Genomic DNA, 11,817 nt, shown 5'->3' on the forward strand with positions numbered 1-11,817 from the left:
TCCGTTCGCGGGATGGTCGTGGCTCAGGCGGCGGTCAGGCCGCCGTCGATCACCAGCTCGCTGCCATTGACCCAGCGCGCGGCGTCGGAGGCGAGATACAGCACGGCGCAGGCGACATCCGCCGGCCGGCCGAAGCCCATCGGGTGGATCGCCTCCATGCCGGCGCGGGCGGTCGCGACATCCGGGGCCAGCCCGAGCGTGACGAAATCGGCGACGAACTTGTCGCCCATGTCGGTCTCCACGATCGCCGGATGCACCGAGTTCACGCGGATGCCCGACTTCAGCGCCGCGCACTCGATCGCCGTGGCCTTGGTCATCAGGCGCACCGCACCCTTGGAGCTGTGATACGAGACGTGCGCCGGCGTGCCGATGATGCCGGCGACCGACGACAGGTTGACGATGGCGCCGCCGTGGCCGGCTGCGCCGCCCGGCGACATCGCCCGCACCGCGTGCTTCATGCCGAGGAACACGCTGTCGACATTGACCGCCTGCACGCGCTTGAAGTCGTCCAGCGTGCAGTTCGCGATCAGCGCCGCAGTTTCGATGCCGGCGTTGTTGACGAGAATGTCGTAGCGGCCGAATTCGGCGATGACCGCGGCGGTGGCCGCTTCCCACTGCGCTTCATCGGTGACGTCCTGCCGCAGGAAGGCGGCCTTGCCGCCGGCCGCGCGCAGCTTCGCGACGGTGGCCTGGCCCTCCGCTTCGAGGACATCGGTCACCAGCACGGCAGCCCCGGCCTGCGCCAGTGCCTCGCAAATGGCGGCACCGATGCCGCGTGCGCCGCCGGTGACCAGGGCTGCCTTGCCGTCGAGTCGGAAGGCCTTGCTGTAATCGCTCATCGTGTCTGCTCCGCAAGAGTGCTGGCTGTGCGGCCGAGGCATTCGGTAGGCGAGCGCAGGCCTGCCGCGGCGCGGCAGGCCATCGCGATTCGGGCTTCTCCTCCTGCACCGGCACGCTTCTGTGGTGAAGCGTGACCGTCGGGCGGTGCTCGTGGGCACCGGCTCTTCGATTCATGCCCGACTAGTGTTGCCCAGATCGCGCAGCGCGGGAAGCGGCGCGACAGCGGTGCCGGCTCAGGCCCGTCCGCAGGCGAGATTGGCCGGCACCGCGACATCCATCAGCCGCGGATTCGGCAGGTTCAGCGCGTTCATGATCGCGATGTACTCGGCCTCGGTCTTGCCGGCCAGGCGCGGGTTGTCGCGCTTCTCCGCGCCGATGGTCGACGCCAGCCGGCCCTTGTAGTCGTGCCCCGGATAGACGATCACCTCATCCGGCAGGCGGAACAGCTTGTTGACGATCGAATCCCAGCTCTTGCGCGGATCGCCGCCCTGAAAGTCGGTGCGGCCAGTACCGCCGATCAGCAGCACGTCGCCGGTGAACACGCCTTTCGGCTGCGCCGGATCGAGCACGAAACTGAACGATTCATCGGTGTGGCCCGGCGTGTAGACCGCCTGCAGGCGGACGCCGTCGATGTCGAGGACGTCGCCGTCATGGACCTGCATCGACACGCATTCGGCCTTGGTGTACGCCCCCATCACCGTCACGCAGCCGGTTGCGCTGCGCAGGTCGCCCAGCGCGGTGATGTGATCGGCGTGCGTGTGCGTGTCGATCGCCTTGACCAGCTTCAGGTCGAGCGCCGCGATCGCCGCCAGATACTCCGCCGCGCGCTCTTTGACCGGGTCGATCAGCACCGCCTCGCGGCCGCGCCCGGAGGCCAGCAGATAGGTGTGGGTACTCGATTCGGGATCGAAGAATTGCTGCAGGATCATGCCGGTGTCTTCTGCACGAATGCTGCCAGCGCCATGCCGGCGACCATGGCCGCGCAGAAACCGAGCACCGGCAGCGCGCCGCTCGACAGCGACGCCAGCGCCGGCCCCGGGCAGAAGCCGGACAGGCCCCAGCCGATCCCGAAACAGGCTGCACCGAGCAGCAGGCGGCCATCGAGATCGTGGCGCGTCGGCAGCGTGAAGCGCGTATCGAACAGCGGCTGCGTGCGCGTGCGCCGCGTCAGCCAGTACGCCGGGATGTTGACCAGCAGCGCCCCGCCCATGACGAAGGCCAGCGTCGGGTCCCACCGCCCGGCCAGATCGAGGAAACCCTGCACGCGCGCCGGATCGGTCATGCCGGAATAGCTCAGGCCCAGCCCAAACAGCAGTCCGACCACCAGCGCCGCCAGCCCGTTGCGCAGCGCGACGTTCGGCACGGCAGCCGGCGTCTCGATCGACGCGTTCATGACGTCACCCCGTGCCGCAGCACGAACACGGTCAGGAAGCCGAAGGCCATGAACGTGAGCGTCGCGATGATCGAGCGCTTCGAGAACCTCGCCATGCCGCAGACCCCGTGCCCGGACGTGCAGCCGTTGCCCAGTCGCGTGCCGAAGCCGACCAGCACGCCGCCGAGGCCGAGCGCCAGCCAGCCGGTCGGCAGGCTCACCGCAGGCGCACCGGCGAACGCGGCCAGCAGCAGCGGCCCGAGCAGCAGACCGACGACAAACAGCTTGCGCCACAGCGCGTCGGCCGGATCGCGATTGAACAGCAGCCCGCCGACGATGCCGCTGATGCCGGCCACGCGGCCGCTGAACAGCATCAGCATCGCAGCGGACAGGCCGATCAGCAGCCCGCCGATCAGGCCTCGCTGCCAGGCGTCGAAATCGATCAGGACATTCATGTCGGGGTTCACTCCGGAATCAGGTCGGCCGGCCCCGCCGGGCCATCCGGCGGTACGGAAATATACTCAGGGGGGTATACTGAAAATGCAAGCCGACGGTAGCGTCCGCGCGAGGAAGTTCTGATGACATTCGATGACGACAACCGCAAGGCCATCATCACGCGGCTCAAGCGCGTCGAAGGTCAGGTGCGCGGCATCCAGGCGATGATCGACGGCGGTGCGGACTGCGAAAAGGTTGCTCAGCAGCTCGCCGCTGCACGCAAGGCGCTGGACAAGGCGTTCTACGAGATGATGGCCTGCGCGATGCGCGCGCAGATGGATGCGGCACCCGACCTCGCTTCCGCCCAGGCCGTGGCCGGACAGATGACGCGAATGCTGGCGCGCTTAGGCTGAAGCACCCGACGCCAGTCCAGCATCCGGCGCTCAAGCTGCACTGATCGCGGCCGATACGCCCGGATTGACGCGCGTTCGCGTCGCCACGCGGTCACCCCGCCCGATGAAGCCAGCGCCAGCCTCGCCCGCGCCCGGAATTGCCGTCGCCAAGGTCGCCGTCACGGGCGCCGCCACGGGTGCGGCTTCTGGCGCGCTGGCTGCGCTGCTGCAGCAGATGCAGCGCCGCAGCGACTTTCCGGCGGCGTCTGCCGCCATCGTCGCGATCAACCGTGTCGCGTCGTCGGAAGACGGCGATGCCACCACGCTCGCGTCGGCGATCCTCAAGGACTACGCGCTGACCAAGCGCATCCTGCGGCTGGTGAACTCGGTGCCGTACGGGCAGTTCGCCGGCCAGCGGGTCTCGACCATTTCGCGCGCGATCGTGATCCTCGGCGTCGACACCATCCGCAGCATGACGGTGTCGCTGCTGCTGTTCGACCAGATTCGCGACCGGGCGCGCGCCGAGTCGCTGGCCATCGAGTTCCTGCGCGCCAGCCTCGCCGCACTGATTGCCCGCGCGCTGTGCCCGATCGCGATTCGCGGCAACGCCGAAGAAGCCTATCTGTGCGGCCTGTTCCATTCGCTCGGCCGGATCATCGCCTGCTGCTATTTCCATGACGAGGCGCAGTCGATCCGCCACCTGCGCGAACGCGAACATCTGGACGAGGATCAGGCCGCGGCCCGCGTGCTCGGCGTCAGCTACGAGGCGCTCGGCATGGCGGTGGCGCAGGGCTGGGGCTTTCCGGACAGCATCGTGCACAGCCTGCAGCGCCTCGTGCCCGGCCGCGATCCGTCGCCCGGCCATCCGCTCGATGGCCTGCGTGCGCTGAGCAGCTTCAGCGCCACCGTGGCGGAACTGATCGAATCGACCCTCCCGGCCGAGCGCAGCGCGGCGATCGAGCGCCTGTGCCGGCGCTATCGCGACTATCTGACCCTGACGCCGAAACAGGTCGACGGCGCCACCGAAGCCGCGATCGACGGACTGTTCGATCTGGCCGCGATCTTCAATCTCGACATCGCCCGCAGCCCGCTCGGCGAACCGCTGCGGCAGGCGCGCAGGACCGCCGCCGCACCGCCGGCATCACCGCCGTTCGCGGTCCCGGCCGAACCGGAACCGGACGCGGCGCTGGTCCACGACGAGCCGCTGCGCGCCGAGCCGATCAACGACTGCGATGCGCTGCTGACTGCCGGCATCCAGGAACTGAGCAACGCCCTGCTCGATGACGGCCCGCTGGCGGACATCCTGCGCATCGGCGCGGAAACGGTTTTCCGGGCGCTGACGGTGCGCCGGGTGATCCTGTGCCTGCGCGACGGTCGCACGCAGCGCATGGTCGGCCGCCTCGCGTTCGGCGACGACCCCGCCCAGCCGCCCGGCCGCTTCCAGTTCCCGCTGCCGGCCGAGAACGCCGCCGATGCGCCACTGTTCAACCTGATCCTGGCGCAGGACATCGACGTGCTGGTCGCGAACGCGGCCGACGCGAAGATCCGCGAGCGGCTGCCGGACTGGTATCGCGCGCACTTCGATGCGCCGAGCTTTCTGGTGATGCCGATGCGGCTGCGGCAGTCGAGCGTCGCGATGCTCTATGCCGATGTCGCGGCGGCAGGCGCCCTGCAGATCGCGCCGAAAACCTTCGCGCTGCTGCGCACCTTGCGCAATCAGCTGGTGCTCGCGATCAAGCAGCAGCGCTGAGCAGCCTCGCGCAGCGCTGGAGGTTCAGCGCAGCGCGGCCGGCGAGACCCGGACGATGCGGCCCGCGTGACCGGCCAGCAGCACCGAATTCCCGTCGCCGGCCGGCGTCATCGCGGCATACCAGCCGCCGCCGATGCGGTCGTCCGCCACCGCCTGCCAGCGCAGTTTGCCGGCATCGTCCGGCGTGCCGCGGCGCAGGCCATAGGTCGTGCAGACCAGCACGCCGTCACCCACCGGGACAACGCCGAGCAGAATTTCGCGGGTGCCGGAATCGATCGGCTGCCAGCTCGCGCCGCCATCGGCCGTCATCAGCAGCGCACCATCCTGTCCGCCGGCATAGCCACGTCCGCCCGGCGTCAGGCTCAGCGCGAACAGGGAGGCGTCGCCCTTCTGGTTCGCCAGATCGCCGACATGCAGCACTTTCCACTCTGCCGCGCCGCTAATTGCGCTGCGCAGGATGAAGCCGCCTTCGCCCGCCACGGTCACGGTGCCATCGGTGCCGAGCGACACCGCATAGAGATGAGGCTCGATGCCCTGCTCGGACATCACCGCCCAGTCCGGCTTGAAAGCCGACCACGTGCCGCCGCCATCGGCCGACTTCAGGATGGTGCCGAACGCGCCGACCGCGATGGCAACGCCTGCCTCGTCGATGGCCACGGCAAACAGGCGCTGATCGCTGCCGCTGTCGACCGTCCGCCAGTCGCCGCCGCCGCTGCGCACCAGCACCGTGCCGCCCTGCCCGACCGCAATCTGCCGCGCGCCCGCGGTCGCCACGCCGAGCAGGCCGAGACCGGTCACCGGCTTCTGCTCGACCCAGGTCTGGCCATGATCGGCGGTCGTCAGCATCGTCCCTGCCGCTCCGACGGCTAGACCCCGCCCGTCGGCCGCCATCGACATCGCAAAGACCGCGTCGTGCGCCGTGCCGCGGCGAACGCTTTCGATTCCGGCTGGCGATGCGTCCGGTTGCGCGGGCGCGGCAATCGTGACGGTCGTTGCCACCAGCAGCGTTGCAGCCAGCATCGGCGCGGCAAGGGACAGCAGGCGGGTGTTCGGTCGCATGGCGTGACTCGTCAACGGGTTTGCAGACAGGTTCAGATCGCAATGGTCGGCATGGCCGCGCCATCACGGCAGACGGACTTTGACCGAATCGCTGCGGCAAAAAAAGAGCGCGCCACCGCGTGCGACGCTGACGATCAGCGACAATCCCACGGTCCTTCGTCGCCCACGTTCCGCATGCCCCGTCTCGCCATCATCGGCGCCGGCATCACCGGCCTCAGCACCGCCCGCTCGCTCGCTGCGCACCCGGCCTTCGGCGCGGCTTCGTTGTGCCTGTTCGACAAGGGCCGACGCCCCGGCGGTCGCCTCGCCTCGCGCGAAACCGAATTCGGCAGCTTCGATCACGGCGTGCAGCGCGCGCTGCTCGGCGAGCCCGCGGCACAGATTCATGGCGCGGGCACCCTGCGCGCCTGGCCCGCGGCCGATTCGTTGTCTGAAAGCCCGTCATGGATTGCCGAGCCGACGATGAATCGGCTGGCGCAAGCCTGGTCGCAAGGCCTCGACTGCCGCTGCAGCGTCACCGTGACCGGCCTGGCCCGCGACGGTCATCAATGGCGGCTCGGCTTTGATCGCGAACAGGACGACGCGCTGTTCGATCAGGTGCTGCTGACCATCCCGACGCCGCAGGCGCTTGCCCTGCTTGGCACGGCCGGTATCGAAAACGCGGCGTTGTCCGCCGTCCGCTACCAGCCGAACTGGACCGTGATGTGGACCCCGTCGATCCCGCTTCCGCCGACCGCTGACCATTGGGCTGGCACTGCCAACGACCCGATTGCCTGGCTCGCCCGCGAAGACCTGAAACCCGGGCGCGTTGGCCCGCCCCGGCTGACGATCCAGGCGAGCGCAGCGTGGTCGATCGAGCACCTCGAGCGTCCCGCTGATGAAGTCGCCGCACGACTGATCAGCATCGCCGCGGAAGTGCTCGGTCTGCCGGCAGACGCCCGACCGATCTACGCCTCCGCCCACCGCTGGCGCTACGCCTTCGTCGAACAGCCGATCGGTGTTGCCGCCTTCGAACTCGCCCCGGGGCTGTATTACGCCAGCGACGCCTGTCTCGGCAGCAATGTCGCGCAGGCCCTGAGCGCCGGTGAAGCCGCTGCAGCGCTCATCGGCGCCAACATCGATAACGCCTGACACGATAAGTAGCGCGTTATTCGCTGGCCCGGATTTATCCGATCTGTACTGAAACTGCAGCAATAAACCCAATGGGATCCGTCAGTTAAACGGACTGCCAAGCAAGGTCATCGCCGCCCGTGCGGCGCCTCGAACAGCACCGACTGCGCCGCCGTGACCGACGCTCGCCCGCGCCTCGGCGCCGCCGGCTTCATGTCGTGGAACGCAACCGGCGGGCGGCCGAAGTAGATCATCACTGCCATCCACTCCGGGCCATGCGGCTCACGGACCTTCGGCAGATACCAGTCGACCACCAGATGCGCGATTTCGTGCGGGATCGTCTGCTGGATCATCCGCACCGGATAGCGGTTCAGCAGCTCGGGGTGGATGCGGATCCACTGCTCGGGCAGCGCCCGCGGTCGCACCATAGTCGCCGCCATGCCGGCGATGCCGCCCTTCAGGTCGTAATGCACCTTCGGCCGAGGAATCGGCGCGCCGAGCTGCGACAGATGCGGAATCGCCCGCGCCCGGTCGATCCAGTGATCGACCGCTGCCTCCAACCTTCCGCGCACTTTCAACGGGTTGCGACCGTCGGCACCTGCTTCCCACTCGGTTCCGCCGGCATCGCGAACCAGCGGCACGGTCGCCCACGGCGCCGTCAGCGGCTGGTTCCAGAAATCGTCGGGGCGGGCAGGTCGTCGCGTCATTCGGCGCGGATCATGCCGAAAAACGACACCCGGCGGTAAATCGATCAGCAGAGCCCGCAGACAGCCTCGCCGCGCTCAATGCCGAGCCCCATTCCAGGTCCCGCCATAGCGATATCCCGGCCGCGCCTTCTCGAGCTTCAGGCACTCCGCACACGCGAACTGCCAGGTCTTGCTCGGCGCGATCTGGAAGCGATACGCGATCCGAACCTCCTGCAGACAGCGATCGCAAGCCTTGGTCTTCATTGACGCGCCTTCCCCCGACCCGCTACCCGCTGCCGAGCCGCCCATTCGACATGCCGCGCGATCAATGGCTCGTTCTTCAAGGCCTCGACCGTACTCAACCGCCGCCCCAAGGTCGCCTCATCGAAATGCTCATGAATGAACGCATGGCACTCCCGACACAGCCAAGCCCCCCGCAACCGCATCTCCATCACCGTGTACCGCTCGCGAAACCAGCGCCGGTGATGAAGATGGCGGGGGATCAGGTGGTGGAAGGTCAGTTCCAGTGGCCGCGTACACAGCTCGCAACCGCCGCTATCCGGCACGCACGGGCGACGCGCAATCACGATGTGATCGCTCGCGGCTGCATCGCTGGCACTGTGATGAGATTTTTGCGACCGGATCATTCAAGTTGTACGGCTTGGGGCTGCCTGCGGTGATGCATCACCGTTTCGCGATGATGCAGCGCAGCGCGGGCGTTTGGAACCCCGAACAAGCCTGTCGGTGAAGACAATTTCAGCGGCTCATCTACACCGGGAGCCTCATCAAGACTCAAAGTCGGCAATACCATTCGATCAACATGAAACGCCCGTATGCGCAGGCGTCTCATGTTTCGCCAGAATTAAATTGAGCCTGGTCCCTTTAATTCTACTTCAATTTAAATTGAGCCTGGCCCCTTATAATTACAGCTCGCAACCGGCGTTATCCGGCACGGATGGGCGACGGGCAATCGCGATGAGATCTTTGCGACCGGATCATTCAAGTTTCACGGCTCGGGGTTGCCTGCGATGATGCCGCGCTGCGCGGACGTTTGGAACCCCGAACAAGCCTGTCGGTGAAGACAATTTCAGCGGCCCGTCTACACCAAGAGCTTAATCAAGACTCAGAGTCAAAAATGCCATTCGATAAAAAAGAGCCCGTAGGTGCGGGCGTTTTATGTTTCGCCAGAATTTAGTTGAGCCTGGCCCCTTTAATTTCCTTAAACTAAATTCAGCTTGGCCTCTTTATTTGGGTTTAACTCCCCCAGAGCTTCTTTAATTGGTGCTAAGCAATTATGGACGCGGGGCCGTCGACCGCGTTGTAGTCGATGTCGGCGTTGTCGACGATGTCGGCGTTGTCGACGTTGTCGACGATGTCGGCGTTGTCGACGATGTCGACGATGTCGGCGTTGTAGTCGATGTCGGCGTTGTAGTCGATGTCGGCGTTGTCGACGATGTCGACGATGTCGGCGTTGTAGTCGATGTCGGCGTTGTCGACGATGTCGGCGTTGTAGTCGATGTCGGCGTTGTCGACGATTGTGAGGTCGATGACGATCCTACGACCAAGGTAGCTGCAGTCTTGATAGTCTCTTCATACGCTTTGAGGACAAGTAAAGCTTTTGGCTTCAACATACCGCGTTGGGAGTCATAATCAGCAACAACGCACTCACTCCATGCTTTAATAATATTAGGGTCATTTTGGAGTTTTACATCTGGAGCCTTACAATCTGGCTTCTCGATTACCCCAAATGTTCCGTTTTGATCGAGTAGGCACAAGTGAAAAAGGGCGATGTCGGCAAACGCTGATCGAGCATCCGCTTCAGATGTCTTTGTAAACGCTTCTTTCAATTCTTCGCTAAATTTGCTATCAAACTCAGTGATGTCTACCGACTTAATCTTTGCCGCTAATTTTATAAGAACTTCGCTTGATGCATCAATTGTCTTGGCGCCGCTGGCTGCAAGGACGCATCTATTACCTTGCGCGTCAACAATAGCGGCGCTTGTATAGGGCTGCCAGACATAGACAGACCCAGCATTTTTTACCTTCTTTCTTATGTCTTTCTTTTCGGCATCATCAGCACCTTGGAGAAGCTCAGTAGTTGCTTCAAAGTCAGGATAATGCGAAATAGCTATCGGTTGGTATTTGCTTAAGTTTGAACAGCCAGCAATGCCAAAAAATATAAAAAATACAAGATATTTCATTTTATATTCTCCCTGTTGAACAGAAGTTGACGATGATATATGAAGTAATAATAAGGGCCAGGCTCTGCTCTTTCCCCACAAATTTCGACACGGTTTCTCGATGCGGATTAAAGGAGCCAGACCCGATTTGGCCGGATTAAAGGAGGCAGGTTCAATTAAATCCGCAACTTCTTTTCCCACGTCTCGACCGTACAATGACTCAACTCAGCGTGTCACTGCCAAAAAGCAAGTACCCTCACCCCAAAATCCGAAAATCCGTGACGGATTTCACATTCTGCACCGCCCAGAAGAGGACCACCCTCAAACCCCGGTGCTAGGGTTCAACTATGCCCCGCCGCCCGCACCCACCTGCCCGAAGTGCCGCTGCACATCGCGCAGCGCGGCAACAACCAGGACGCCTGTTTCTTCTGCGATGAGGACTACGGCGCCTACCTGACTTGGCTAGCCGATGGGCTGCGCAACACCGGCTGCCAGTTGCACGCCTACGTATTGATGACCAATCACGTGCATCTGCTGCTGACGCCGCCAGCGCAAGTGGAGTCCGTGCCGCGACTGTTGATCATGCTCGGGCGGCGCTACGTGCAGTACATCAACAAGGCTTATCGGCGGACCGGCACCTTGTGGGATAGCCGTTACAAGTCGTCGAGCATCCAGAGCGAGGCTTACCTGCTGAGCTGCCAGCGTTATATCGAGCTGAATCCGGTGCGCGCCGGAATAATGGATGACCCGGCCCATTACCGGTGGAGCAGTTATCGCGGCCATGCGCTGGGTGCGGGCGATCCGGTTTCTGCGCTATCGCAGCCCTTGGTCACGCCGCATCCGCTGTATCTCGGACTGGGGACGGATGCGGAATCGCGGCAGACGGCTTATCGAGCCTTGTTCCAGTCGGAACTGGATCGAGAGGCGATCAACAATATTCGGCTGGCGCTGAACCAGTCACAGCCGCTGGGGGATTCGCTGTTTCTGGATCGGATCGAGCAGATGATGGGGGTCCGGCGGGAGGCTCGGCCGCGTGGGCGGCCGAGGAAGCTCACGGGCGCTGTCGCGCAGTCCCAATCCGAGTCCCAAGCTCAGTCCCAACGGCAGGCCCTGGTGACGTTCTGACAGTTGCCATTGCGCGCCGACGTGAGACCGAGTCCGTCGGCGCGCCGGGCAGAAGGCGGCGGGCAAGCCCAGCCAGCCCGACCACCCTCATCCGCTATAGTGCCGCCGTCTCCCACCCCGGCCGCCCATGGAACTCCCGCCTGCCTTGCTCGAAGCGTTCAAGCCTGCCCCGCGCATCGGTCAGCGGTTCCGGGGGTTTCTGCCGGTGGTGGTCGATGTCGAGACCGGGGGGTTCAACAACGCGACCGATGCCTTGCTCGAAATCGCGGTGGTGCTGCTGAAGTTCGATCGCAATGGCGACTTGGTACGGGACGAGACCCACGCGGCGCATGTCGAGCCGTTCAAGGGCGCGAACATCGAGAAGGCGTCGCTGGAAGTGAACGGGATCGACCCGACCAACCCGTTGCGCGGCGCGATTCTGGAACGTGAGGCGCTGGCCAAGGTGTTCAAGCCGATCCGGCAGGCGGTGTCGGAGCATGGTTGCACCCGGGCGATCCTGGTCGGGCACAACGCGCACTTCGATCTCGGCTTCCTGAATGCGGCGGTGGCTCGGTGCGATGTCAAACGCAATCCTTTCCATCCGTTCTCGGCGTTCGATACCGCCACACTCGGCGGCGCGGTGCTCGGGCAGACGGTGCTGGCGCGGGCGCTGGAAACGGCTGGCCTGCCCTACAGTAATAAGGAAGCGCATTCGGCGATCTACGATGCGGAACGAACGGCCGATCTTTTCTGTCTGTTGATCAACCGGCTGCGGCCGGTGCATGAATCGTTCGTGACAGCGGCGGGCGACGCGGGCTAGCCCTCGAAGGTTGAAATAACCAGCGACGGGCGCCTTGCTGCACTGCGATGCGGCGCACGCCTTGCCGTA

At 64.7% G+C, this 11,817-nt stretch carries 14 protein-coding genes; 5 read left to right on the forward strand and 9 right to left on the reverse strand.

Annotated elements, in window-relative coordinates:
- Positions 1-23: 23 nt before the first annotated feature.
- From QZ951_RS17370 to QZ951_RS17385, 4 genes are all read right to left on the reverse strand, one after another.
- Complete coding sequence (locus QZ951_RS17370) at positions 24-839, reverse strand: glucose 1-dehydrogenase (RefSeq protein WP_293002905.1); 816 nt, start codon at positions 837-839, stop codon at positions 24-26.
- 234 nt (positions 840-1,073) lie between these two features.
- Positions 1,074-1,769: an MBL fold metallo-hydrolase gene (locus QZ951_RS17375; protein WP_293002907.1), complete on the reverse strand. Its 696-nt coding sequence runs from the start codon at positions 1,767-1,769 to the stop codon at positions 1,074-1,076.
- Positions 1,766-2,233, reverse strand: coding sequence for a YeeE/YedE family protein (locus QZ951_RS17380; protein ID WP_293002909.1), 468 nt, complete (start codon positions 2,231-2,233; stop codon positions 1,766-1,768). Before QZ951_RS17380 ends, QZ951_RS17375 begins: the two co-directional genes overlap by 4 nt.
- Positions 2,230-2,667, reverse strand: coding sequence for a YeeE/YedE thiosulfate transporter family protein (locus QZ951_RS17385; protein ID WP_293002911.1), 438 nt, complete (start codon positions 2,665-2,667; stop codon positions 2,230-2,232). The genes QZ951_RS17380 and QZ951_RS17385 overlap by 4 nt, the downstream gene beginning before the upstream one ends.
- A 123-nt stretch (positions 2,668-2,790) precedes the next feature.
- Between QZ951_RS17385 and QZ951_RS17390 the strand changes: the two genes are divergently transcribed.
- Both QZ951_RS17390 and QZ951_RS17395 read left to right on the forward strand, forming a co-directional pair.
- On the forward strand, positions 2,791-3,060 hold the full coding sequence (locus tag QZ951_RS17390; RefSeq protein ID WP_293002913.1) for a metal-sensing transcriptional repressor: 270 nt from the start codon (positions 2,791-2,793) through the stop codon (positions 3,058-3,060).
- Between the two features lie 103 nt (positions 3,061-3,163).
- Positions 3,164-4,789 carry an HDOD domain-containing protein gene (locus QZ951_RS17395; protein WP_293002915.1) on the forward strand — a complete coding sequence of 542 codons (1,626 nt, stop codon included), beginning with the start codon at positions 3,164-3,166 and terminating at the stop codon, positions 4,787-4,789.
- Positions 4,790-4,813: 24 nt separating this feature from the next.
- Here QZ951_RS17395 and QZ951_RS17400 read toward each other — a convergent pair whose 3' ends face one another.
- Entirely contained in the window at positions 4,814-5,635 is an 822-nt protein-coding gene (locus QZ951_RS17400; protein WP_293002917.1) for a hypothetical protein, read from the reverse strand.
- A 66-nt stretch (positions 5,636-5,701) separates the two neighbouring features.
- Here QZ951_RS17400 and QZ951_RS17405 point away from each other — a divergent pair, with 66 nt between their 5' ends.
- Positions 5,702-6,979 (forward strand): NAD(P)-binding protein, encoded by a 1,278-nt coding sequence (locus tag QZ951_RS17405; protein ID WP_293002919.1) that lies wholly within the window; start codon positions 5,702-5,704, stop codon positions 6,977-6,979.
- Between the two features lie 107 nt (positions 6,980-7,086).
- Here the strand turns inward: QZ951_RS17405 and QZ951_RS17410 are convergent, their stop codons facing one another.
- The 4 genes from QZ951_RS17410 to QZ951_RS17425 form a co-directional block, all read right to left on the reverse strand.
- Positions 7,087-7,665 (reverse strand): SprT-like domain-containing protein, encoded by a 579-nt coding sequence (locus tag QZ951_RS17410; protein WP_293002921.1) that lies wholly within the window; start codon positions 7,663-7,665, stop codon positions 7,087-7,089.
- 75 nt (positions 7,666-7,740) lie between these two features.
- Positions 7,741-7,908, reverse strand: coding sequence for a hypothetical protein (locus QZ951_RS17415; RefSeq protein ID WP_293002923.1), 168 nt, complete (start codon positions 7,906-7,908; stop codon positions 7,741-7,743).
- A complete protein-coding gene (locus QZ951_RS17420; protein ID WP_293002925.1) occupies positions 7,905-8,291 on the reverse strand; it encodes a hypothetical protein in 387 nt (128 codons plus the stop codon). The genes QZ951_RS17415 and QZ951_RS17420 overlap by 4 nt, the downstream gene beginning before the upstream one ends.
- Positions 8,292-8,936: 645 nt before the next feature.
- Positions 8,937-10,025, reverse strand: a complete 1,089-nt coding sequence (locus tag QZ951_RS17425) for a hypothetical protein (RefSeq protein WP_293002927.1) — start codon at positions 10,023-10,025, stop codon at positions 8,937-8,939.
- A 177-nt stretch (positions 10,026-10,202) separates the two neighbouring features.
- On the opposite strand from QZ951_RS17425, the gene QZ951_RS17430 reads away from it, so the two are divergent.
- Positions 10,203-10,949 (forward strand): transposase, encoded by a 747-nt coding sequence (locus QZ951_RS17430; protein WP_293002929.1) that lies wholly within the window; start codon positions 10,203-10,205, stop codon positions 10,947-10,949.
- A gap of 127 nt (positions 10,950-11,076) precedes the next feature.
- Positions 11,077-11,748, forward strand: a complete 672-nt coding sequence (gene rnt, locus QZ951_RS17435; protein WP_293002931.1) for a ribonuclease T — start codon at positions 11,077-11,079, stop codon at positions 11,746-11,748.
- The last annotated feature ends 69 nt before the right edge of the window (positions 11,749-11,817 follow it).

It is taken from the genome of Nevskia sp. (assembly GCF_021732705.1).
In the GTDB taxonomy this organism is placed as follows: Bacteria; Pseudomonadota; Gammaproteobacteria; order Nevskiales; family Nevskiaceae; genus Nevskia.

Excerpts from the sequence above, each read along its gene's own strand:
- QZ951_RS17370 (WP_293002905.1), bottom strand. The coding sequence starts at position 839 with ATGAGCGATTACAGCAAGGCCTTCCGACTCGACGGCAAGGCAGCCCTG.
- QZ951_RS17375 (WP_293002907.1), bottom strand. The coding sequence starts at position 1,769 with ATGATCCTGCAGCAATTCTTCGATCCCGAATCGAGTACCCACACCTAT.
- QZ951_RS17380 (WP_293002909.1), bottom strand. The coding sequence starts at position 2,233 with ATGAACGCGTCGATCGAGACGCCGGCTGCCGTGCCGAACGTCGCGCTG.
- QZ951_RS17385 (WP_293002911.1), bottom strand. The coding sequence starts at position 2,667 with ATGAATGTCCTGATCGATTTCGACGCCTGGCAGCGAGGCCTGATCGGC.
- QZ951_RS17390 (WP_293002913.1), top strand. The coding sequence starts at position 2,791 with ATGACATTCGATGACGACAACCGCAAGGCCATCATCACGCGGCTCAAG.
- QZ951_RS17395 (WP_293002915.1), top strand. The coding sequence starts at position 3,164 with ATGAAGCCAGCGCCAGCCTCGCCCGCGCCCGGAATTGCCGTCGCCAAG.
- QZ951_RS17400 (WP_293002917.1), bottom strand. The coding sequence starts at position 5,635 with ATGCTGACGACCGCCGATCATGGCCAGACCTGGGTCGAGCAGAAGCCG.
- QZ951_RS17410 (WP_293002921.1), bottom strand. The coding sequence starts at position 7,665 with ATGACGCGACGACCTGCCCGCCCCGACGATTTCTGGAACCAGCCGCTG.
- QZ951_RS17415 (WP_293002923.1), bottom strand. The coding sequence starts at position 7,908 with ATGAAGACCAAGGCTTGCGATCGCTGTCTGCAGGAGGTTCGGATCGCG.
- QZ951_RS17420 (WP_293002925.1), bottom strand. The coding sequence starts at position 8,291 with ATGATCCGGTCGCAAAAATCTCATCACAGTGCCAGCGATGCAGCCGCG.
- rnt (WP_293002931.1), top strand. The coding sequence starts at position 11,077 with ATGGAACTCCCGCCTGCCTTGCTCGAAGCGTTCAAGCCTGCCCCGCGC.